Origin of the sequence: Paenibacillus sp. FSL K6-1217 (assembly GCF_045040735.1) — a bacterium.
In the GTDB taxonomy this organism is placed as follows: Bacteria; Bacillota; Bacilli; order Paenibacillales; family Paenibacillaceae; genus Paenibacillus_AQ.
Genome location: NZ_CP150271.1, coordinates 6,206,817 through 6,229,294 on the forward strand (window position 1 = coordinate 6,206,817; position 22,478 = coordinate 6,229,294).

At 53.6% G+C, this 22,478-nt stretch carries 18 protein-coding genes and 1 riboswitch; of the genes, 12 read left to right on the forward strand and 6 right to left on the reverse strand.

Annotated elements, in window-relative coordinates; genetic code table 11:
* Nucleotides 1–62: 62 nt before the first annotated feature.
* Genes MHH28_RS27355 through MHH28_RS27370 form a run of 4 tightly spaced genes read left to right on the forward strand, consistent with a single transcriptional unit; the run spans nucleotide 63 to nucleotide 1,926 of the window.
* The gene (locus tag MHH28_RS27355) at nucleotides 63–638 is read left to right on the forward strand and encodes a hypothetical protein (protein WP_405107486.1); all 576 of its coding nucleotides are present in this window, start codon (nucleotides 63–65) and stop codon (nucleotides 636–638) included.
* A 22-nt stretch (nucleotides 639–660) separates the two neighbouring features.
* On the forward strand, nucleotides 661–1,362 hold the full coding sequence (locus MHH28_RS27360; RefSeq protein WP_405107488.1) for a pirin family protein: 702 nt from the start codon (nucleotides 661–663) through the stop codon (nucleotides 1,360–1,362).
* A gap of 38 nt (nucleotides 1,363–1,400) precedes the next feature.
* The gene (locus tag MHH28_RS27365) at nucleotides 1,401–1,730 is read left to right on the forward strand and encodes a hypothetical protein (RefSeq protein WP_405107491.1); all 330 of its coding nucleotides are present in this window, start codon (nucleotides 1,401–1,403) and stop codon (nucleotides 1,728–1,730) included.
* A gap of 4 nt (nucleotides 1,731–1,734) precedes the next feature.
* Nucleotides 1,735–1,926, forward strand: a complete 192-nt coding sequence (locus MHH28_RS27370; RefSeq protein ID WP_405107494.1) for a hypothetical protein — start codon at nucleotides 1,735–1,737, stop codon at nucleotides 1,924–1,926.
* Between the two features lie 30 nt (nucleotides 1,927–1,956).
* On the opposite strand, the gene MHH28_RS27375 is transcribed toward MHH28_RS27370, so the two are convergent.
* The 3 genes from MHH28_RS27375 to MHH28_RS27385 all read right to left on the reverse strand — a co-directional run bounded on the left by MHH28_RS27375 (nucleotide 1,957) and on the right by MHH28_RS27385 (nucleotide 4,967).
* Nucleotides 1,957–2,643 (reverse strand): peptidylprolyl isomerase, encoded by a 687-nt coding sequence (locus tag MHH28_RS27375; RefSeq protein ID WP_405117270.1) that lies wholly within the window; start codon nucleotides 2,641–2,643, stop codon nucleotides 1,957–1,959.
* A 150-nt stretch (nucleotides 2,644–2,793) separates the two neighbouring features.
* Nucleotides 2,794–4,107 carry a voltage-gated chloride channel family protein gene (locus MHH28_RS27380; protein ID WP_405107497.1) on the reverse strand — a complete coding sequence of 438 codons (1,314 nt, stop codon included), beginning with the start codon at nucleotides 4,105–4,107 and terminating at the stop codon, nucleotides 2,794–2,796.
* A 69-nt stretch (nucleotides 4,108–4,176) separates the two neighbouring features.
* A riboswitch (Fluoride riboswitch) is annotated at nucleotides 4,177–4,238 on the reverse strand.
* 120 nt (nucleotides 4,239–4,358) lie between these two features.
* Nucleotides 4,359–4,967 (reverse strand): hypothetical protein, encoded by a 609-nt coding sequence (locus tag MHH28_RS27385; protein ID WP_405107500.1) that lies wholly within the window; start codon nucleotides 4,965–4,967, stop codon nucleotides 4,359–4,361.
* Between the two features lie 269 nt (nucleotides 4,968–5,236).
* Here MHH28_RS27385 and MHH28_RS27390 point away from each other — a divergent pair, with 269 nt between their 5' ends.
* Both MHH28_RS27390 and MHH28_RS27395 read left to right on the forward strand, forming a co-directional pair.
* Entirely contained in the window at nucleotides 5,237–7,132 is a 1,896-nt protein-coding gene (locus tag MHH28_RS27390; RefSeq protein WP_405107503.1) for an ATP-binding protein, read from the forward strand.
* A gap of 115 nt (nucleotides 7,133–7,247) precedes the next feature.
* Entirely contained in the window at nucleotides 7,248–9,158 is a 1,911-nt protein-coding gene (locus MHH28_RS27395) for an ATP-binding protein (RefSeq protein WP_405107506.1), read from the forward strand.
* Between the two features lie 18 nt (nucleotides 9,159–9,176).
* Here MHH28_RS27395 and MHH28_RS27400 read toward each other — a convergent pair whose 3' ends face one another.
* Together MHH28_RS27400 and MHH28_RS27405 are read right to left on the reverse strand one after the other, a co-directional pair.
* A complete protein-coding gene (locus MHH28_RS27400; RefSeq protein ID WP_405107509.1) occupies nucleotides 9,177–9,416 on the reverse strand; it encodes an NHLP leader peptide family RiPP precursor in 240 nt (79 codons plus the stop codon).
* Nucleotides 9,417–9,499: 83 nt separating this feature from the next.
* Entirely contained in the window at nucleotides 9,500–10,441 is a 942-nt protein-coding gene (locus MHH28_RS27405; RefSeq protein WP_405107512.1) for a hypothetical protein, read from the reverse strand.
* Between the two features lie 221 nt (nucleotides 10,442–10,662).
* On the opposite strand from MHH28_RS27405, the gene MHH28_RS27410 reads away from it, so the two are divergent.
* Together MHH28_RS27410 and MHH28_RS27415 are read left to right on the forward strand one after the other, a co-directional pair.
* The gene (locus MHH28_RS27410; protein WP_405107515.1) at nucleotides 10,663–11,739 is read left to right on the forward strand and encodes a Gfo/Idh/MocA family protein; all 1,077 of its coding nucleotides are present in this window, start codon (nucleotides 10,663–10,665) and stop codon (nucleotides 11,737–11,739) included.
* Between the two features lie 359 nt (nucleotides 11,740–12,098).
* On the forward strand, nucleotides 12,099–14,348 hold the full coding sequence (locus MHH28_RS27415; RefSeq protein ID WP_405107518.1) for a glycoside hydrolase family 9 protein: 2,250 nt from the start codon (nucleotides 12,099–12,101) through the stop codon (nucleotides 14,346–14,348).
* Nucleotides 14,349–14,565: 217 nt separating this feature from the next.
* Here MHH28_RS27415 and MHH28_RS27420 read toward each other — a convergent pair whose 3' ends face one another.
* Entirely contained in the window at nucleotides 14,566–16,845 is a 2,280-nt protein-coding gene (locus MHH28_RS27420) for a helix-turn-helix domain-containing protein (protein WP_405107521.1), read from the reverse strand.
* 313 nt (nucleotides 16,846–17,158) lie between these two features.
* On the opposite strand from MHH28_RS27420, the gene MHH28_RS27425 reads away from it, so the two are divergent.
* The 4 genes from MHH28_RS27425 to MHH28_RS27440 are packed head-to-tail and all read left to right on the forward strand — an operon-like array spanning nucleotide 17,159 to nucleotide 22,446.
* Nucleotides 17,159–18,052, forward strand: coding sequence for an ABC transporter permease subunit (locus MHH28_RS27425; protein ID WP_340944750.1), 894 nt, complete (start codon nucleotides 17,159–17,161; stop codon nucleotides 18,050–18,052).
* A 16-nt stretch (nucleotides 18,053–18,068) separates the two neighbouring features.
* Nucleotides 18,069–18,935 (forward strand): carbohydrate ABC transporter permease, encoded by an 867-nt coding sequence (locus MHH28_RS27430; RefSeq protein WP_405107524.1) that lies wholly within the window; start codon nucleotides 18,069–18,071, stop codon nucleotides 18,933–18,935.
* 40 nt (nucleotides 18,936–18,975) lie between these two features.
* On the forward strand, nucleotides 18,976–20,541 hold the full coding sequence (locus MHH28_RS27435; protein ID WP_405107527.1) for an extracellular solute-binding protein: 1,566 nt from the start codon (nucleotides 18,976–18,978) through the stop codon (nucleotides 20,539–20,541).
* 24 nt (nucleotides 20,542–20,565) lie between these two features.
* Nucleotides 20,566–22,446 carry a glycoside hydrolase family 20 zincin-like fold domain-containing protein gene (locus MHH28_RS27440; protein ID WP_405107530.1) on the forward strand — a complete coding sequence of 627 codons (1,881 nt, stop codon included), beginning with the start codon at nucleotides 20,566–20,568 and terminating at the stop codon, nucleotides 22,444–22,446.
* Nucleotides 22,447–22,478 lie beyond the last annotated feature (32 nt).

Below are 22,478 nucleotides of genomic sequence, written 5' to 3' on the forward strand. Positions count from 1 at the left end.
AGCAACTCCTTGCCGCCTGAAGGGTATAAACAGCATAGGACAATATAGGGAGGACGGGAATAATGGGGAAGATGCGCAAGCTGGCGATTTCAACACTGTGCCTGATGACGGTCTCGGGAGGAGGCCTGCTGTATGCTGCTGCCGGCAAAACAGATCTCTCATTCTATGTCAATAATATGCTGCTTAAGCAGCCGGCTATCTCCTCGGAAGGCGGGGTCTATGTACCTGTGGAGCAGCTTCCGGACAATATGCAGGCGATTGTATCCGTAGACGAGTCAGCAGGGACGGTCAAGATCTATAAGCCTAATGTGAACACGGTGCTGCTGGATGAGCAGGGCAAGATTTTCGGCAAAGTCAGAAGCGACTCCAGTAATACCTTCTCTGCCCTGGTGCAGGTGGATCACCTCAAGACGGATATCTCCGATCTGAAGATTACCATTACAGACCCGGCAGGCAAGACGGATGTTGTAGATAGCCAGCCGATTTCCGAGAAGAAGGACAGCTTCTGGTTCAAATCGGCAGCGTATAATTATAAGGTTACCGACAAGGGAAACTATATGATCCAGGTGTATTTCAAGGATGCTGCGTCCAAGAAATGGTTCATCGTGTCTGAACTGCAAATCTCAACCACTTCATAACAACCACAGGAGGCGATTTCCATTGATTACTATCTATCCTGCTGCGTCTGCGCACCAGTTCGATCTCGGCTGGCTGAAGGGCAGCCATCTATTCTCCTTCGGGGATTTCTATGATCCGGACAACACGGCCTTTGGGCCGATGCGGGTCTGTAACGATGATACGATTGCCCCGGGCAAAGGCTTCGGCGCCCACCCGCACAGTGACATGGAGATCGTCTCGATTGTGCTGTCCGGCGTGCTGCGTCATGAGGACAACCTGGGCAATGTCGCGCAGACGTCCTTCGGCGGCATTCAGCGGATGTCGGCGGGGACCGGCGCGATTCATACAGAGCACAACCCTTCGGACAGTGAGCCGGTCCGTCTGCTTCAGCTCTGGTTCATGCCCCGGACCCGGGGGACGGCCCCGTCCTATGCAACCGGACGCTTCGATCCGGTCAAGCTTGAAGGAAGCCTGCTTCCGGTCGTAGCGGCCGACGCCTCGGCGGAGGTTGTCGGTATTGCCCAGGACATGACGATTTATCTCGGGAAGGCCGGGGCGGGGGAACAGCTGGATTTCCGGCAGGAGCCGGGGCGGCGCAGCTTCGTGTATCTGGTCGAAGGACAGCTTACCCTGAACGGGGATGAGGTGCTGAAGCCGGGAGATTCGGCGAGAATTCAGGGCGTGGAGCGGCTGGAGCTGAAGGCGGATGAGAATATACTGGTCATGGTGATTGATCTGCCGTAATTCGGGAGGCAGGATACAGACATAGAGGAGGAACGCGAATGGCAGAACAGGAACGAGTGCTGGTAAAGCATTCCGTAACCGGACGTATGCTTGTAAACAGCATGGAGGGAGTAGGGTATACCTTCGATGAGCAGGGCGGACTGACCTTGATTACCCTGACGGATGTAGCGGAGGATAAGGGGGCTGCGGTGGTGGAGCTGAAGGCCGAGCTTAACGTATTCCGCTTCGAGGAGCCTGCGGACGGGCCTGTCATCAAGCACTGGTACTACGTAGGGGATAATCCTGTCACCTATGACGCGGACACCGGGCGCTTGATGATCGCGGTACAGTCCGAGATTGAATACCGTCCGGATCAATACTGGGCCTGAACCCTTGGCCAAGGTTGAGCATACCGTGGTGGAGGTGCAGCGCCTGCGGTTCGACGGGACAGCCGTCAGCCTGTTCGGACAATGGATCAAGTGGTTCCTGCTGACGTTGATTACGTTCGGGATAGACATAAGAATAGGCATGATACGCGAAGAGCCATCCTCCGGCAACAGGGAATGGCTCTTCGTGTTGTGTTGAATTCTCGCTGACGCTGGCGGCAAGAAGTTTCTATTGTACCTTCTGCGGCTCTGGATAAGTTACGCCAAGGGTATCGACCGTGACCTTCTTCATCACCGGCGGCACATCAGGACGGTCATTCTTGCCGCGCGGCAGACTGACGATGGCCTGGACCGCTTCGAGTCCTTCGGTAACCTTACCGAAGGCAGCGTAATCGCCGTCCAGGCTTGGATAAGCAGCGGCCATAATGAAGAACTGGGAGCCAGCAGAGTTCATATCGTGCTGTCCTCTCGCCATGGACAGCACGCCCTCTGTATGCAGCAGATTGTTGGTGAAGCCGTTATTATTGAATTCTCCTGCAATGCTGTAGTCCGGTCCGCCCATTCCTGTGCCATCCGGGTCCCCGCCCTGGATCATGAAGCCCGGAATGACCCGGTGGAAGATGGTTCCGTCATAGAATCCCTTCTGGATCAGGGAGATGAAGTTGTTGACCGTATTCGGGGCAACCTCGGGATACAGCTCGGCCTTAATGACAGCGCCGTTATCCATTTCAATCGTCACCACCGGATGGCTGGCCGTGGCGGAAGGCACGCCTTCTGTTGCGGGGGCGCTCTCCTGCGGTGCTGCTGTCGCTTCGCTGCCCGCCCCGGTAGTGCTGTTACCATTCCCGGCAGCATTGCCGGAATTCACGGGCTTATTGCCGCAGCCCGCCAGAATGACGAGCATCAGGCACATCATCGCAAGCAGGATGACGGGTTTTCTTGTTGTTGGCTTCACTTCGGAATCTCTCCTTTATTAACCTTGAATAATCTGGTGCCTACACCTTTGTATCATACCTTCTTTGTCCTTCTTCTGGCAAAGCCTGCTTGTGCGGCCTGCCGGGTTCCGCTACTTTGGTGCGGGCCGCTCTTTGGCGGCAGCGAGAGTCGTCCCCTCAGGAACCGGCAGCAAAGCGCTCTTGGAGATGCCGATCAGCTGGGAGCTATAGATGCCGCTGTGTCCGGAGAACAGATAGCTGATGATACAGGCGATGAACATATAGACCGCTCCGCCGGAGCCGAACAGCTCAATGCCCATAATGAAGCAGGCAAGCGGGGTGTTGGTGGCTCCGCAGAAGACGGCGATGAAGCCAAGCGAAGCCAGAAAAGGCCCGTATAGATGAAGCACTCCAGCCAGGCTGCTTCCCATAGAAGCTCCGATAGCGAACAGCGGCGTCACTTCGCCGCCCTGGAAGCCGGTCCCGAGGGTGAAGGCAGTGAAGATCAGCTTCCATAGAAAGGCGAAGGGCGACACGCCGTCTTCGAAGGAGCTGCTGATCAGCGGAAGGCCCAGCCCCAGATAATCTCTGGAGCCGGCTATGTAGACCAGGACGATAATGATCAGCCCGCCGGCGGCGCTTTTGAGCATCGGATTACGGATCAGGGCGGTGAAGCTCCGCTTCAGATAATGGGTAAGCTCACTGAACAGCAGGCTGCAGAGGCCGAACAGGACCGAGGCGATTATAACCTTGACCAGCACCAGTGCATCCATACCGGGGAAGCTATCCACTTGATAGTGGATATGGTGAACGCCCCATAAGCGGGAGGCGACAAGATCACCGGTGAAGCTGGCGGCAAAACAGGGCAGCAGCGCCCGATGGCTGATCAGCCCGATGGCGATGACCTCCAGGCCGAACACCGTTCCGGCCAGCGGGGTTCCGAAGATGGAGCCGAAGCCGCCGCTGATGCCGCACATCAGCAGGATTCGGCGGTCCAGCGGACCGATTCTGAGCCATCGCCCGAGGGCATCGGCCAGACTGCCGCCCATCTGCACAGCCGTGCCTTCGCGTCCGGCCGAACCGCCGAAGAGATGGGTAATTAGCGTCCCGCCCAGGACCAGCGGGGCCATGCGCAGCGGAATCGCTTCATTTCCCTGGCGGATCTGCTCCAGAATCAGATTGTTCCCCTTGATGCTGCTCTGGCCGTAACGCATATACATTCCGCTGACGAGTGCGCCTCCCGCCGGGAGCAGGAAGAGCAGCCAGGCATGCTCCAGTCTTACCCTGGTGACTGCGTTGAGACTGGCGAGGAACAGGGCCGAGGCACTGCCTGCCAGCAGTCCGACTATTCCCCCCAGAATCACCCATTTCACGAATGTACTCCAGAGCGCAAGCTGGCTCTGGCGCGCGGCCAGCGCTGCCCACTGTTCATACTTTCTTTTCATTATGGCTAGTGCCTCCCGTGCCCGATATAATACCCCTGAAATCAAAACAGACTCCTACCAGCGGAGTAACCACTGGTAGGAGTCATTAGCCCCGAAGGACGGTTAAGGCGAACTCCATCGCCGCAATCGAATGAAACTATCGTAAGTCGATTCTCTCCAAAAGTCAATACGGACCGCAGATAAACGCCCGGCAGGGCTGCTTCGTCCACGTATTAGCGTATATGCCCTTACAAAGGACCGCTTAGCCGTTTCTACTCGTCGCCGTTTGAGCCGTTCAGTACATCGGTACCGGGCATGGCGTCAGGGTCCGGAGAGACCGGGTCAACGCTGCTTCCTGGAACCAGGTCATCCGCATCCGGGACATCCTCCAGCGGAGCGGCTTCCTCCGCTTCCTCTGCCAGCTCCTCCCCGGAGTCGGCATAATCAATGGCACTTCCGGTTAATCCGGCCGCCCCGGCTGTATATATAGCATCCGACTCCAGCAGCTCATCCCGCTGCGGACCGGGGGTGGCGGCTGGAGGAGCCGGGCGGTCTGCCCGCGGTCCAAGCCCCGAATCCGGTGCATTCAGTCCGATATCGGCTGCCAGAATAGGGTCGCCCACAAGCGTCGGATCTGAGCCGTCATCCACTACACCGTCGAAATCGATAGGTGTAAAGTGGGCAGGGTCATGACTGGCCAGCGCGGATTCCAGCGGGCGGTTCCCGGCGTCTGAAGTCTCCTCACTGGGGCTTTGTTCAGTAATCGTGCCAAGCGGACGCAATTCTTCCAGCGGGATATCCTGCTCCGGGGAGACACCGCCCATTGTGGTATAACGCTCATATACAAAGTCGGCTTCCGTCTTATTGAATTCATTACCCATCGCCAATCAGCTCCCTTTGTTGTAAGTCTTCATCTTAATAGTACTTATAGTACAACTATACCCGTTTAAGCGGCGGCGAATCTTCCCGGCATCCGGGCAGCCGTTCTGATTAATATATTCATTCCCCCGGCAGAATAACCGGAAATGAAGAATTAACCGAGCGATTTCGAGGTTATTTGCAGGCTATGGCAGGTATAGTGCAAACGTTGTCGAAAATAAGAATCATATGGACTACATAAATACGACTATAGATTCACTGAGGTGCCACAATGAAGTTAGCATCAGCCAAAACAGCCGCAGTCTTTATTATGCTGCTGATTGTGATAACTATAATTCCACTGGGAATCGCCATGGAATGGGACGGACATACAGAAGCGGAAATTCCGGCCTGGGAGCTGAAGTGGGAGACAGGAACAACGGACGGCATAGAAGCTGCATCGGCATGGCCGGCTGCCGGATGGACACGGGTCCAGTCCGGGGATGCCAAGCCGCTTCCCCCATCCGGTACATCTTCCGCCTGGCTAAGGCTTACCTTGCCCCCTGGAGGGGCAACTCCCGCTATTCTGATCGATCAGGTATTTGGCGACAGCCTGAAAGCCTACATAGACAACCAGCTGATCTACGATTCCAGCGGGGATGGGGGATATAGCGGCAATAAGGTGCTGATTCCGCTTCCGGCACAAGACAGCACGAAGCCGCTCTATCTGTGGAATGCGGGCAGCGGGGAGTTTGGAATTGAGGGGGGCGTTAGGGTCGGCAGCTATAATAAGCTGCTGTCCTTTTATGTGAAGCAGGACCTGGTGGATGTGGTGCTCGGAGCAGCGATGATCTTCATGGCGGGAGCGTTATTGATCTGCCTGCTGTTTCTCAAGCCGCAGTTCTTCTACAGCGGATTCTTTCTGGCGCTTGTCATCCTGTCCTTCGGGGTGCTGCTGATTACCTATTCCCCGTTTCTGACCCTGATTCTAAGCAGCGGGGACCGTCTGAGGCAGATCTGCTTTGATCTGGCCATGTTTACGCTTATGCCCGCGTTCACGCTTTATTTTGAGCAGCTGTTTGGACCCGGCAAGCGGGGGCTCACTACCCGTGTGCGTAATTTTCAGCTGGCCTACTCCCTGTTCTGTGCTGCGGCACTTCTTCTGAATGCGGCACTTTCCTTCCGGCTGGACTCGCTGTATTCAGCTCTGACAATTAACGCAACCGGTGTACTTATGATTGCACAGTTTGTTTACCTGCTGAGTCTGGCGCTTTCTTATGCCCGCAGGGGCAATTCAGAGGCCATCCTGTTCACTGGCGGCTTCTCTGTATTTGCCCTGGTCTCCTTGGCCGAGCTGCTGCGCTACTTCCTCTCGATGGAGAGATATCACCTGTACTGGTGGAAATGGGGCATGGTGATATTCGTTCTGTCCCTGATCGCTATTCTGGGCAGACGGTTTGCGGGAAGCCATGAGAAGGCGCTGGAATACTCCAGGGAGCTGGAGAACTTCAATAATGAGCTGCAGCGTTCGGAGAAAATGGAAATTATCAGCGAGCTTGCCGCTTCGGTGGCTCATGAGGTGCGTAATCCGCTCCAGGTCACGCGCGGGTTCCTGCAGATTCTGGGCGAACGCTCCGGCAACAAGGAGAAGGAGTATCTGCAGATGGCCGTGGAGGAGCTGGACCGGGCCTCGGTGATCATTACCGATTTCCTGACCTTTGCGAAGCCGGGTGTGGATACCGTGGATGTATTCGAAGTCTCGGACGAGCTGAAGCATGTGTCGGGAATCCTGCTGCCGCTGGCTAATCTGCAGGGCGGTTCGATCGAGCTGCGTCTGCAGCAGGAGCTTCAAGTGACGGGCAGCCCGGCCAAGTTCAAGCAGGCATTTATTAATCTGATCAAGAACAGCATTGAATCGCTGCAGGAGGAGGGGCAGATTGTGGTAACAGCCTGGAGGACCGGCAGCTTGGTAATCATCAGCGTGAAGGATAACGGCGAGGGCATGAAGGTCAGTGAGCTGGCCCGGCTGGGAGAGCCGTACTACTCCAATAAGACCAAGGGCACGGGACTAGGCCTGATGGTCACCTTCCGTATTGTTGAAGCGATGAACGGCACCATTGAGTTCAACAGCCGCAAGGGCGAAGGGACCGAGGTGCTCATTAAATTGCCTGCCTCCACTGTGAATTAGAAAATATTTTTGTTTATTCCGTTTTTTTGAAGGGATGGGCGGAGTATGGGGCGAAATATTAACACTACAGAACTTTGTTCCTAAAACTTTCCTCTGAGGTGCTTGCATGTCTTTGATGGTCAAAAGTTTACATACAGCGTTGGTATTTGTTCTGCTCTGCTTAACCTGCGGCAGCCTTCTGGTGTCCGCCCAAAGCGTCTCCCCCGCCGGAGAGATCAGACATTGGCAGATGAAGTGGCAGGAGGGGCCGGATGATGGCGGGCGCAAGGCTCCGGTAACGGAGTCAGAGGGGTGGATGGAGGTGGAGGCGAAGGCCGAGATGCCTCAGAAGCCTCCCGGAGTATCGTCCGCCTGGATGAAGATTACTTTGCCTTCCTATCATTACGTGTCTCCCGCCCTCTATATTCAGACGATCTATGCGCTGCATGTGAAGGTGTATGTGGAGGACCGGATAATTTTTGAAGGGGACCGCGGCTTCATTATGGATAATTATTCCTTGCTTGTGCCGCTGGACATGCGGGATAACGGGAAGACGATCTATATCTGGACGCAGACACTCCAGGACCGGATCGGAATCAAAGAGCAGGTGATGCTCGGCGAGCACAGTATTCTTATCAAGGACTATATCAAAAACGGACTCATCGATGTGATTCTGGGCGGCGCTTTTATCTTTGTGGCGGCGGTTTTGTTTGTGTGCGCATTTTTCCTGAACAAGGAGTATTTCACGGTGGCGGCTTCGCTGTCCATTGTCATTGCCTCTACCGGCGTGCTGTCGGTAACTTACTCGCCCTTCACGTACACCTTCTACAGCTATATAGGCGGGATCAGTGTGTTTTTGTTCGATGTGGCGCTGTTGTCCCTGTTGCCTGCGTTGACCTTCCTGTTCGAGAAAATATTCGGCGGTGGCAAATACGGCATCATCCGCAGATTCTGTAAATTCCAGATGGCCTATTCGCTATTCTGCTGTGTCTTCCTCATTATTAATGCCCTCTCCGGGAGCCGGTTTCTGGAATTCTACTACTTCATCTCTACCAAAATAATCGGCATTATTATGATTCTTCAATTCATTCTGCTGATCGGCTGCGTAATCGTGTTCTCCCTGAAGCGCAATAAGGATGCGATTATCTTCGCATGCGGCTTCGGCACGGCTGCCCTAACCGGGATCTTGGAACTGCTATGGTATTATTTCAAACGCGGGAATTATGATCTCTTCTATTGGAAATGGGCGCTTGTTGTGTTCATTCTCTCGCTGATCGTGATTCTGGGGCGGCGGCTGGCACAGAACCACAGCCAAGTGGTGAAGTATTCGCAGGAGCTGGAGCTGTTCAACAACGAACTGCAGCGGTCGGAGAAAATGGAGATTATCAGCGAGCTGGCAGCCTCGGTAGCCCATGAGGTGCGCAATCCGCTTCAGGTGACCCGGGGGTTCCTCCAGCTGCTCAGCGAGAAGTCGAGCGGGGACGAGCGGAAATACCTGTCCATGGCGCTTAGTGAGCTGGACCGGGCGGCGAGCATTATCACTGATTTTCTGACTTTTGCCAAGCCGGAATTCGAACAGGTCTCCCTGCTCCATGTGAATGAGGAATTCATGCATATCCAGAGCATCCTGCTGCCTTTATGCCATTTGAACGGGGGCAAGATGATTCTGGAGGTTGAAGACGGACTGTGGGTCAAAGGGAATTCCTCGAAGTTCAAGCAGGCGATGATCAATATCATCAAGAACAGCATTGAATCCCTGGGGGAGGAAGGCACGATTCATCTGCTGGCCTACAGCCGGGGAGATAAGGTACATATTCATATTAAGGATAACGGGGCAGGTATGGAACCGGCTGTGCTTAGCCGCCTGGGCGAACCGTATTTCTCGTCCAACAAGACGAAGGGCACGGGGCTGGGGCTGATGGTTACCTTCCGTATTATTGAGGCGATGGAGGGTGAAATCCGCTTTATGAGCAAAAAAGGAGCCGGAACCGAGTCCATCACCATTCTGCCGATTGCAGAAGGACTGGACGATTCCAACTCCCGATAATAGTATGACTTAAGTATGCTACCAGGTGCCCATGGGGGTGATGCGTGTCTTCATTACCCCGGAAGAAGGGCTTGGGGGAATGACCAGGTAGAATTCATTCGAGCCTTCCTCAACGGTCTTCAGTGTAATGTTGTCAGGAAGGTTAATGCCCAGCGCTTCCTGAAGCGCTGCCTTCGGATCTGCAAGCAGTCTTTGTTTGAAAGCCGGGTCCTCCCATGCCTTCTGAATCACCTGATTCTTAAGAACTCCTACTGACAATACAATCACCCTTTCGAAATGGTTATAATTGCCTTTTTAGTATAGCATAGGCCATTCTATAATTCTATTGCTATTTGCATAAATTATGAGAGATTCGGCTGGGTGGACAGCCAGTAATCCAGCCCTCCGCCAAGCAGTATTTGCTTCTGTGCTTCAATGGTTTCAGCGATCTGCTGGAGGTTCTGCACGAGCACGAGATGGAAGGATACCAGCAGGGGCAGCTCTAAGGCGGCTTCCAGCAGTTTAAGGTGGTTGGCCTGGGCCGTCGCCGCATAATCCGCAAGTCCGCCTGATACATAGATGAAGTTCTTCACGGCTGCTTCGGTCAGCGGTTCTCCGGCAGCTATTCCGGTACTGGAGCGTGCCAGTGACAGCAGGCAGTTGTAGCTGCCGTCCTCCAGATCCTGCTCCCAATCTTCGTAGTCGTCAAGCAGCTGCAGGGTCAACAGCACAGTGTGAATCATCTCTTCGGCCTCGGGAATGGAGGAGGACTGGCCGGAGAGCAGCAGCGCAGCCGTGCTGCTGAGCTTAAGCGGGCTGGCCTTATGGGAGATACGGATACGGTCATTCAGGAAGTAATCGCTGCCGGCTTCACCGTTCACGCTGTCTGCCCACTCGCGGATGTAACGGCTGAAGCAGGGCCAGAAGGGAGAGTCCGCCGGGAACAGCGGAAGGCAGGTAGCCAGAAACTCGACATAGAGCAGATTGGCAAGCGGCAGCGTTTGCGCAGCCGAGGCCTCCGGGCTGTCCATCAGATCATCCTGGAGGAAGAAGTAGAGCATGAGGAAGATGTTACCTGCGGACATCCTGCGGGCGAGTTCAGGACTCAGGCTACAAGAGTCCTGGAGCCAGAAGGGCAGCAGGTAACAGATGTAATTCTTGTGGCTGTCCGGGTGGAACACGTTGAACTGATTGAGATACGACAGGCCGCGGGCATTAAGCGGCTCTGGAAACGCAGAGATCACCCTGCGGCTCTCCTCAAAGACCACACGGAGCTCGTCCTCATAAGCATGAAGCCAATCCATAGGCTTATCTCCTGTCAATTATGTATTGTCTTACTAACAATAGGTAAAAAGTGGGTATGTGACCTGATTATAATCCTACGTCCGTCCTATTTCAATCAAAATTTGGAAAGTAGGTCCGGGGAGGGTAATCGGGCTATTCTACCCACGAAAATTAGTGCTGGCGGGGCAGAGAAATAACAGAAATAGACCATAGTGAGTAATTACAGAAGGGGAGTGGGGTCATGGGAATCATCAGATTTGGTCTGGTGGGCGGAGGCTGGCGGGCAGAATTCTATCTGCGGATCGCCAAGGCCCTGCCTGAGCGCTTTGCTATTGCGGCCATGTACGTCCGCAATAAGGATAAAGCCGAAGAATTGAAGAGAATATGGGGAGTGGAAGTGTACACCTCGCTGGATCTATTTGTTGCAGCGGGCGGTTATTCCTTCGCAGTAATCTGCCTGAAGCGGGAGGCCGGCAAGGACTACATCCTAAGACTGGCGGCTGAAGGCATTCCGCTCCTGGCCGAGACGCCTCCGGCGCCGGATCTGGAACAGCTTCTTCAGCTATGGAATAAGCTGGACCGTTCAGCCGTTGTCCAGATTGCTGAGCAGTATATGTACCAGCCGATGCATGCAGCCAGAATCAGGCTAGTGCGTTCGGGACGACTCGGGAGAATCAGTCAGGCGCAGGTATCGGTGGCCCATGGCTATCACGGGATCAGCCTCATCCGCAAGCTGCTGGATGTCCGCTTCGAGAAGGCGGCTATCCGGGCTCAGAGCTTCGGTTCAGCTATTATGAAGGGGCCGCAGCGCAGCGGGCCTCCTCTTGCGGAGGAGCTGATTCAGACCGGGCAGACACTGGCTACCCTGGATTTCGGGGACCGGCTGGGGGTCTATGATTTCACCCGTGACCAGTATTTCTCCTGGATTCGGGCCTGCCGGCTGCTCGTCCGGGGAGAGCGCGGTGAGATCATGAATGATGAGATATCCTGGCTACAGAGTTATGACACTCCGGTCTACACTAAGCTGCGGCGGATAGATGCCGGTCATGGCGGCAATCTGGAAGGCCTGCATCTCCGGGGAATCATGGGGGAAGGGGAGTGGCTGTACCGCAATCCCTTTATTCCTGCCCGGCTTACGGATGAGGAGATTGCTATCGCCGAGTGTCTGGTTAGAATGCAGCAGCATGTAGAGGGCGGCCCTTCATTCTACAGTCTGGCGGAGGGCTGCCAGGACCAATACCTGGCCCTGCTCATGGAGCAGGCGGCGGCCAGCGGGGAGACGGTCCTGTCCGTTGCCCAGCCCTGGGCGGCGGAGTGACGTACAAAGAAACCTTTCCATGCTGGCGGAAAGGTTTCTTTGCTTGTTGTATAGGATGCAAGGTCATCACCTGCCTGAGGGGCTTCATAGCAGCATCACGGAAACGGTGAACTGACCCTATACACTTTGCCATTTATGTATTCATTTTCTTCGCTATCCGTAAAAAAGACGATATAAATAACATATGAGGATTTAATTGCCATGATAGGACTGGTTATAATGCAGGTACACCGCTCCAAGGCACAGCGGTGTACAGCCTGACATTTAAATGACTTCATGGAGGTGATTGGGTGAGGCGGGCGGCTTCATATAAATTACAGCACCTTGCACGTGAAAAATGAAAGGGCGTGTACAAAGATATGAATTCACCGGATTCGGTTCAAGCTAGTGTAAGCGGCATATTTATAAGGGTTAACCAGGTTGGATACAGTCCGGCTGCGGCTAAAATAGCCATCGTATTATCAAGCACGGGCTTGAGCGGAGTTAGATATGATGTGTTCAATTCAAACAACACCTCGGTATTGAACGGAACCATTACCACAGCCAGTAAAGGGAGCTGGGGTGACGCGGGTGGTGCAAATTGTGCTTATTCCTATGCTATAGATTTCAGTGCACTAACTACTGCCGGAAGCGGATATTATATAAAAATCAACGCCTATAAGTCCCCGGTCTTCGCTATAAGCAATTCGGTTTACAGCAGTCTGGCCGATCTGTCCATGCAGTTCTTCAAAGTGCAGCGGTGTGGAAATACCAGTCCGCAGGATCATGGCGTATGCCATATGACGGGAACGAACTCATCCATTGACGGAAAGCCGGATGGTGCTTCCGGCACCAAGGACTTTACCGGGGGCTGGCATGATGCCTCGGATTATATCAAATTTCTGAGCACCATCGGACATGTTACGGATGTGATGCTGACGACTTATATCCACCATCCGGAAGCTTTTCCTGCTCCCGGAGGCGCGGCCGGAGCATTGACGGAAGCGAAGGTAGGTCTTGATTTCATTCTCAAGCTGTGGGACAACACCAACCAGATTCTGTATATGGAAGTAGCCGACGGCCTGGACCATGATGTCGAGAATGATGATCTGGATTCCCGCAGCAAAACCTGGCCGCAAAATGACAATACGATCTATGGCGCGGCGCGTCCGGTGCATCCATGCCCTGCCGGTACAGGCGCAAACTTGGCCGGAAAAGCTGCAGCTGCCTTAGCACTAGGAGCTAAAATATGGGGAGATGCTGCCGGACCGGTCTATAATGCTGCATTAGCTGCCGGCTATTTGACTGCAGCCCAGCAGATCTACACTTGGGGGAAGACAAGGACGGGAATTGCTGGGGATGCGGACGGATTCTACGTGGATACGGACTATAAAGACGATATGGCCTGGGCGGCTGCCGAACTCTACCGGGCCACAGGTACCGCCGCCTATTTAACAGAAGCGAAATCGTTCTGTGACAGTGCGGGAGAATGGTACAACAAAAGTAACACAAGCCTCAACTGGTCCAGAGCCTATCACTGGGCAAACTATGAGGTCGCCTCCCTTGATCCGGCTTATAAGAATACTGCCGCAGGCCGGATGAATAATCATCTTAACCTGAAAAAGAATTATGCTGCCGGGCAATTCTGGAATACCAGCAGTGAACCCAAATGGGGTACGTATGAAGCCATGAGTAATAATGCGGTAGAAGCCATGATGTATCAGGAATTAACCGGAAATACCACATATGCGGTTCTGGCCCAGCAGCAGATTGATTTCATGCTGGGAAGGAATCCGTGGGGTGTTAGTAAGTTAAATGGTGCGGGTACCACCTGGTTTAAAAATCCCCGCCACCGTGTAACCACATTGAACCGTGTGAATAACCCGAATTATCAGCTCCGCGGAGCCTGGAGCGAGGGGTTTGAGACCAGCAGCCAGTACGCTGTAGACCAGCAGGACCCGCTGCTGGCCGGGCAGGAAGATCCGGGTATCGTGCAGTTCAATGACAACCGGATGATCTGGCATGATAACCGCAGAGATTATGCTACCAATGAGGTTACCATATCAGGCAATGCAGCGGGTATGGCGATGGTCGCCTTCATGGGAGGAGGCGCATCCTCAGGTGCACCAACCGACTATATTACCAATGGAGATGCCTATGTAAGAGACGGCACCTATGCGGCAACCAACTATGGAACAGCAGCAACAGTCGATGTAAAGGGAGATGCGGATGAGGGCTATAACCGGAAAGGGTTTGTAAGATTCGATCTTACCGGTCGTACGGGATCACCCGTTGCTTCTGCTCTCTTGAAGATGTACTGTAATGCCGTATCTGCGTCAACGCCTGTGAAGGTATACGGACTTACCGGCAGTGATGAATGGATAGAGTCGGGAACAGGAGGCATCACCTGGAACAATCAGCCGGGCAGTACAGGTGCAGTGCTGGTTGGAACAATTAATGTATCTACAGCCGGCTGGTACACTATCGATGTAACAGGTTTTGTGAATAGCCAGCTCGGCGGCGATAAGAAAATGACCTTCAAGCTGCAGGTTGAGAACAATAATGGTGCAACGATAAGCTTCAACAGCAAAGAAAACACAGCCAATAAACCGGTTCTGACTGTGAGTTAGGCAGGTGATTAATAGGAACCACAGAGAATCCGGACTGGAACGGAAGGCTGCTGAGCTTAGATCAGCAGCCTTTTCTTTGAAATATAAGAATTTATATGTTTCACACGATAAATTATCCTTCTATTTCTCGCTGAAACGGTACCGTCCTTTAAAAGGACGGCAAAGCCGTTTCCACTTGCGTGCGTATGGACCATCGAGGCATAGGAAGCGGACCGCCTCAAGGCCCGTCTTCCGCAGCGGGCAGTCCTCCGCTGGCATGGCTTTTGCGGTATTCGCCGGGAGTAAGGCCGGAGGCGCGTTTGAACATACGGATGAAGGAATTGACATTCAGGTAGCCGACCTGGAGTGCGATCTCCTGAATGCGCAGGTCGACGTTCATCAGCAGCTCCTTGGCATGGCTGATCCGCAGGTTGTTCAGATAGTCGCTGAAATTGATGCCTTGCTTCTCCTTGAAGAAGGTAGACAGATAGCCCGGACTCAGATTCAGCTTGTCTGCAACAAGATTCAGATTGATATTCTCTCCGTAGTGCTTATCCAGATAGTCCAGCATATAGGCAAGTACGGGGTCCCTGGTCTCGGATTTCGCCCGCATGGCGGCAAGGATCGGCCGGACCATTGCGTGAAGCCATTCCTTATACTGCCCGGTGGAATAGAAGCTCTCGAAGTTCTCCTTAAGAGCTGGCTGAATCAGTACAGCCTCCTCCAACCCCAGCTTCATTACCGTCTTGCCCGCCTGCTCCACCGCTCCCGCGGCAAAGGCCCGGAAATCTTCGGCCGCAGCGTCCTTCTGGTTCAACTGCTCCAGCTGTCTGGCCAGCCATCCCAGCACCGCTTCCTCATTGCCTGACAGCAGAAGGCCCGACAGCTCCTCCCCATGGGTTACCTTGACATGAAAGGAACGGGCCGATGAAGCGCGCGGCTCCACGATAATCTGGGTTTCTTCGTTCAGCCTGCGTTCTTTAAGCAGTGAGGAGAGAATCCCGTAAGCACCGGTAATCGGAGTCTCTCCGGAGTAGACAGGACTTACCGCGATGGTCAAATAAAAGGCGGGCTCCACCTCCAGCAGCTCCTTCAGAGTCTGGAGTGTCTGAAGAATAGCGCTCTGCGGTCCGCATTGGAACAGCAGCAGCAGGAGCTGGTTCTGCTCCGGCTGCACAGCCACTATATCCCCTTCGCTGCCCAGGAACAGGTGCTGGATCAGCTGCCACAGCATCAGGGTATCCTTCTCCGGGCTCTGGGACGGCTGCTTGAAGCTGAGCTTGAACAGCACGGCTGCATACGGCCGGTCTTCCGCTTGGGCATCCTCCAGATCCAGCAGATTGGGGTTCAGGGGGATGTTCTTAATTTTATGGGAGTAGGCGTACTGGCGCACCAGCGAATTTTTATGCTCCAGATCGGTCTGAATGAATTGGTTGGTCTCCAGAATACGGCTCATGCGGTCCCCGATGATAGCGAATTCCTTCACGCTGCTTAGCTTATCCGCGCCTGTACCCGACTTGCGCTCCAGTGCTGCAATCAGCCGCTGCAGCGGCCGGTTAAGACGGTAACTGAAGAACAGCGAAAACAGAATACTGGTGAGCACGGCGGCAGTCAGCAGGGCGGCCAGCAGCAGCTGCATCTGGCGCATTCCGGAAGTCACTGCAGCGGCTGGTGTAACCTGGACATAAGTGAATCCGGTGTGCCCGCCTTTTTGATAGAAATAATATTGGTCTCCGACCTGTTCATGGTAGCTGATGCTCCCGGAGATGTCGCCTAATGCCGGCCGGTCTGCCGAGGTGGAGAACAGCATGACGCCGTCTGCATCCAGAATATAGAACGGATTTGCGCTCCCATCCCCGTAAGCCGTGTGCAATTCGCGTGCATTCAGCATGACAATGCCATAGACCTCCTTATTGGGCAGAACCTGGGTGACCAGCGGCAGCAGCGACCCGAGCGGACGTGAGGAATTCACCGTACTCTCTATAAAATTAGCTGCAGGCAGGACCCTCATGTACTGATCCCCCATCGTCTGCCGCTTCCAATAATCCGGCGGATACTCCTTGCTGGCATAATATTTGGAGAACATATCGTTCATACTGCTGGTGCCGTCCTTTTCAAAAACATAATCCGCTTCTTTGAAATAGAGAATGAAATTCTCAATATGCAGGAACGGGTTGGAGTAGACGGTCGCCAGATCCGATTTGACCTCACGGACCACATCATAACGCCTGTTCTCGCGGACCTGGCTCAAGAGGCCCAGGTTGGCCGTCCATGTATGCGATTGGTTAAGGGCTAGAATGATGTTCTGTGTCAGCCGGAAATGATTCTCGTAGCTCAGGGCGGTCTGCTTGAGACCCAGCTCATTCTGGCGGACCATCTCCTGATAGACCTTCTTGCTCAGATATAGATGAGAGACAAGATTGAAAGAAGCCAACAGCAGGATAACGCTGAGAAAGCTCAGCATTAGCTTCACGAACAAGGCGTTGAAAGCAAATTTAAAGTCTGTTCTTCTGCGCATGATGGTCCCCCTTGCTATGGACATTCTTTTTATATCATCATAGCTCCCGAAAGCTCACACGGACAATATGCACTTTCTTCTTTTTATAAGCCGATTCTTAGAAAATCGCTAATCGGGCGATATGTAATATAACATGCTGATAGCGCTGTCACTGATTTTTTTTCTATAATTCAACCATAACTCCCGGCTTGAAAGGGGAAAAAAGCTAACATCACTACAGTATTTAGGGGGAATGCGTATGGGGCAAGCAAATGCACTGCCGGAGACAACCGCCGCGAGAAACCGGGACCGGCCGCAGCTGAGGGAACGGGTGATGAAGACCTGGAGAAGAAACAAATTATTATGGCTGCTGTTTCTTCCCTGTCTGCTGTATTATTTGATTTTCAAGTATCTGCCGATGTTCGGGCTGGTGATCACGTTTAAGGATTACAATCTGTTCAAGGGGATCTGGGCCAGCAACTGGGTGGGCTTCAAATATTACCGGATGTTTCTGGAGAACCCGGATTTCCTGCTGCTGATGAAGAATACCTTTCTACTTGGGTTATACCGGCTGGTATTCGGCTTTCCTGCCCCGATCCTGCTCGCGATTCTGCTGAATGAGGTAAGGAAGGCGTCCTTCAAACGCCTCGTGCAGACGGTAAGCTATCTTCCGCATTTCATCTCCAATGTCATTGTTGCCAGTATGGTGATTATGTTTCTCTCGCCAACGGGAGGGCTGATCAATAATCTGCTCGGCGGCCTTGGCATCGGGCCTGTTAACTTCATGAACGAGCCGGGTTTCTTCCGTATCATTTATGTACTCTCCGAAATCTGGCAGCATATCGGCTGGGAGACCATCATCTATCTGGCTGCGCTAACCGCCATTGATCCCCAGCTGTACGAAGCGGCAGAAATGGACGGAGCAGGCAGACTGCGGCGGATCTGGCATATTACGCTGCCGGGTATCTCTCCCGCGATTGTCATTACACTCATTCTGAATATCGGGCAGGTGCTGGAGATAGGCTTCGAGAAGGTCTTCTTGATGCAGAATCCGGCGATTTACGAAACTGCGGATATTATCAGCACTTATGTATACAGAGTCGGTATGCAGCAAGGTAATTTCAGCTACGGGGCTTCCATAGACCTATTCATGGGGATGATCAGTCTGGTCTTCATCTATAGTGCCAACTGGATCAGCCGCCGCATAAGTGAAACCAGTCTATGGTAGAAAAGAGGTGCTTATTATGAAATTCCGGATTAACCTGTTCAGTATAATCAATGGGATTGCGCTGCTGATGGTTGCGGTCGTTACGCTGTATCCGTTTATACACATGCTGGCGGTGTCGCTTAGCAGTGATTCTAATGTCATCCAGAATAAAGTGTCCATCTGGCCCAAGGGCTTTAACCTTGACATGTATAAAGTGGTACTGGAGGACTCCAAGATCTGGGCAGCTTACAAGAACACGATCGTCTACACCTTTACGGGTACACTGATCTCCCTGCTCATCACCTCCACGGGAGCTTACGCCTTGTCGCGGAGCGATATGGCGCTGCGCAAAAGCCTGACCATGCTGATTGTGGTCACCATGTTCTTCAGCGGCGGGATGATTCCCACCTTCCTCGTGGTCCGCTCTCTGAATCTGGTCGATACCGTATGGGGGATGGTGCTGCCGGGTGCGGTGAGCACCTGGAATCTGATTCTGATGCGCACGTTCTTCGCGGGCATTCCGAAGGAGCTGGAGGAGTCGGGGCGTATGGACGGATTGAATGACATCGGTATCTTTGCCCGTATCATCGTGCCCTTGTCCAAAGCTTCATTTGCGACGATTGCGCTCTTCTATGCGGTGAGTATGTGGAATAATTTCCTCGGCCCGCTCTTGTATCTGCGCTCCTCGGAGCTGTTCCCGCTGCAGGTACTGCTGCGCAATATGGTCCTTGCCGGCACCTCCAGCTCAGGAGATGTAACCGGTATTGGGGGGGATAATCAGATTGTTGAAGAATCGCTGAAATATGCGACGATTATGGTATCAACACTTCCGATTCTAGCCGTGTATCCGTTTATCCAGAAGTATTTCGTCCAAGGCGCAATGATTGGAGCCGTCAAAGGCTGACAACGAACAGTACAATTCATAGGAATGGGAGTGGCTTAATATGAGAAAATGGATGACTGCAAGTCTGCTTACCGTGATGGCATCGCTGCTTCTGTCCGGCTGCAGCGGCAACAATAAGAATGCAGCCGCGCCGGAAGCTGCTGTGCAGGAGGGCAGTGAAGGTTCGGGAAGTCCGTCTGCATTGCCGGTCAAGACCTTCACGGCGCTGCTGGACAACAATGCTACGTTTCCTTATTCGGAGTCCTGGCCGGTCTGGAGCTGGCTGAAGGAGAAGACCGGTGTCACCCTGAAGGTGCAGACGCCTTCCGGGGAGCTTGAAGAAAGCCTCAATCTGGCGATTGCCTCCAAAAACCTGCCGGACATCCTATATATGCCGAACCGTAAGGAATCTAACAAATTCGGCCAGCAAGGTGCTCTGGTGGATATCAAGGAGTATATGGACAAGATGCCGAACCTGAGCAAGTGGATCCAGCAGTATCCTGATGAAGCTAAGGCGGCGTTGTCCGCAGACGGGAAGATGTATATGTTCCCGAACCAGGGCTTCGGAGAGACGAACCGCTTAGTCTGGATGTACCGGAAGGATGTTTTTGACAAGGAAGGCTTGAAGGCGCCAACGACCTATAAGGAGCTTCATGAAGCTCTTCAGGTGCTGAAGGCGAAATATCCGGATAGCTTTCCGCTCTCCATCCGTTACGGGCAGAACCCCGATGAGCTGAATGCCAGCATGACGATAAACTTCGGGACCAGTGAGGGCGCATATTTTGATTTTAATAACAGTGAGTGGCATTACGGGCCAACGGAGCCCGCTTATAAGGAAATGCTCGGCATGTGGAAAAGCTTCTATGATGAAGGGTTAATTCCTCCGGATTTCCTCTCGCTGCAGACAAAGCAGTGGCAGGATATGGTATCTACCGGCAAGTCTTTTGTCACCGTCGATTATATCAGCCGGATTGATTTCTTCAACAATGCGATGCAGAAAGACAACCCTGAATACAACATGCAGTTCCTGGCTCCACCCGCAGGTCTGGCGGACGGCAAGCAGCTCAATCCTTATTTTCACTATCTGGAGAGCGGTCTGACAGTGGCTTCGACCTCGAAGCAGATTGAAGACATCATGGCCTATATGGATTTCTTCTATACAGAGGAAGGGCGTACACTTGCCAGCTGGGGCAAGGAGGGGGAGACCTATACCAAAGAAGGCGGTACGATCAAGTTCAAGCCGGAATACAGCGATGTGACCGAAATGCGCAAGCAGACCGGGCTGCAGACCAGCGGCACGTATACCTGGATCGACTTCAATGCCCATCTGTCGCTGTTCTCCGATAACCTGAAGCATGCTTATGAAGAAGCGGCCAAGTATGACCCGTCCGCCATGCAGCCCCGCCCGGCCTTCACCGAGGAGGAGAATGAAGTGATCTCGCTTACCGGGGAAGCGATCAACAAGCACCGGGATGAGAGCTTCGCCAAATTCGTCACCGGCTCCAGAAATCTGGCCGAATGGGATAAGTATGTGGAGGAAATGAACAATCTGGGCGTGGATAAGCTGGTAGGCGTATATAAGGAAGCTTACGACCGTATGCAGAAGGTGCAGCTGAGCGGGGAATGAAGCTGCAAGATAAGGAGGAGAGCCGTGTATAATTTACTGCCAGAACCGCAACAGTTGAAGCTTGAGGACGGAAGCGCTTTTCAGATCAATGACGGAGTATGGCTGAGTCTGATGATGGAGCAGGAGGAGCCAAGACTGGAGTGGCATTGCCGCCGTGCTTTTCCCGGGGCGAAGCTGGCCAGCTCCACAGAAGGCAGCGGCTATTCTCTGCTGCTGCACAGCGCGGCGGGAACGTCTGCTGGTGAGCGTCTGCAGAAAGGAGCGTTAGGAGGGGGCAGCGGTGAGAACGGCGTAGCGGGAGCCGGGCTAGTTGGAGTGCCGGAAGCGGAGCTTTCGCTGCTGGAAGGCCGGAAGGAGAGTTACCTGCTGGAGGTGTCTGAGCATCGCGTTCGCATCCGGGCTACGGATGCCGCCGGGCTGTATTACGGGCTCCAGACCTTGCTGCAGCTGAGGAATCCGCAGGGAGAAATCGCCGCAGTCACCATTATGGACTGGCCGGATACCCGTTTGCGTGCGATGAACTATGACCTCCGCCAGACCTTCTCGAAGCCGGAGCTGCTGGTCCGTTATTTGGCTGATTTCTCCAACTACAAGATCAATGCGGTCCTGATCGAATACGAAGACAAGTTTCCGTTCCGGAAGTATCCGGAGCTGACGCACCCGCAGCATGCGCTGAATCCGGAGCAGCTGGAGGCGCTGCTGGGCGCTGCGAAGGAGCATTTTATCGAGATTATTCCGCTTCAGCAGAGCTTCGGGCATCTGGAATATGTGCTTCGGCACGACCGTTGGCGGCATCTCCGGGAGACCGAGTCTTCCACCGGAGAAATCTGCCCGTCCCGTCCGGAATCCTATCAGCTCATTACGGATTTGCTGGAGGAGATGATGGAGGCTCATCCGGACTCCCCTTATATTCATCTAGGCTGTGATGAAGTGTATAGCTTGTGTGAGTGTGCGCAATGCCGGGAAGCCTTCGGCGGAATCCGGGAGCGGGCGTTCATCGCCTTTCTGAACCGGCTGATTGAATTCACTTCAAGCCGGGGCAGAACGCCGGTATTCTGGCATGACATGCTGGATAAATGCCCGCCTGAGGAACTGGCGAAGCTGGACCCGCGCAGTGTAGCGATGATCTGGATCTATAACGGCCGCAATATTGAAGCGGAGGTCTCAGGGCTTGCGGACAAATTTCGAGCTCTCGGCATTGAAGTGATGGGTGCACCGGCGGTCCGCAGCTTCGACTCGGCAGAGCATCAGAATTATCCCGTGCTGGATAACAGGACGGATAATCTGCGGCAGTGGGCTGAAGCAGCCGGTCGTCTCCACCTTGATTGCGTGGTGGCTACGAACTGGACCGGCCCGTTCAGTCTGGGAGTCCCTTACGGAATCTTTGAAACGACCTGGTATCCCATGCTGCTTCATGCTGAGCTGGTCTGGAACCGGAAGGCGGATACGGAGACTTTTATTGACCGTTTCCTGGAGCGGTTCCACGGCATTCCTGCCGGGAAGGCGCATGAGCTTCAGGGAAGGTACAGGCTGGAGGATTATTATAATCTGATCTGGAAGCTGGTTGATGAAGTCCGGCTCAACAAAGATGCAGCCGGACTGATTGCGGTGATGCATGATTTTGAAGATGCTACAGATCGTTCGCGGGCTATCCATAAATACGTCTACCGCTGGGAGATGTATCCCGGGGATGAGGCGGAATGGCAGTCTCTGCTGAACACTTATCAGCATAACCGCCGTGGGCGAGAGGCGGTCCGCCCGCGAATGACAGCAGCGTTGGAACAGTATCAGTCTCCCGATATGGCCGCTCATTTTGTAACCTCGCGTTTCTTTCTGCATGATTATCTGGAGCGGACCTTATACCGTGTGATGGGGCTTCATTTGGATCACTCAGCAACCAGTTGATGGAACTCTTCAAGCAGAGTCAACAGGACAAG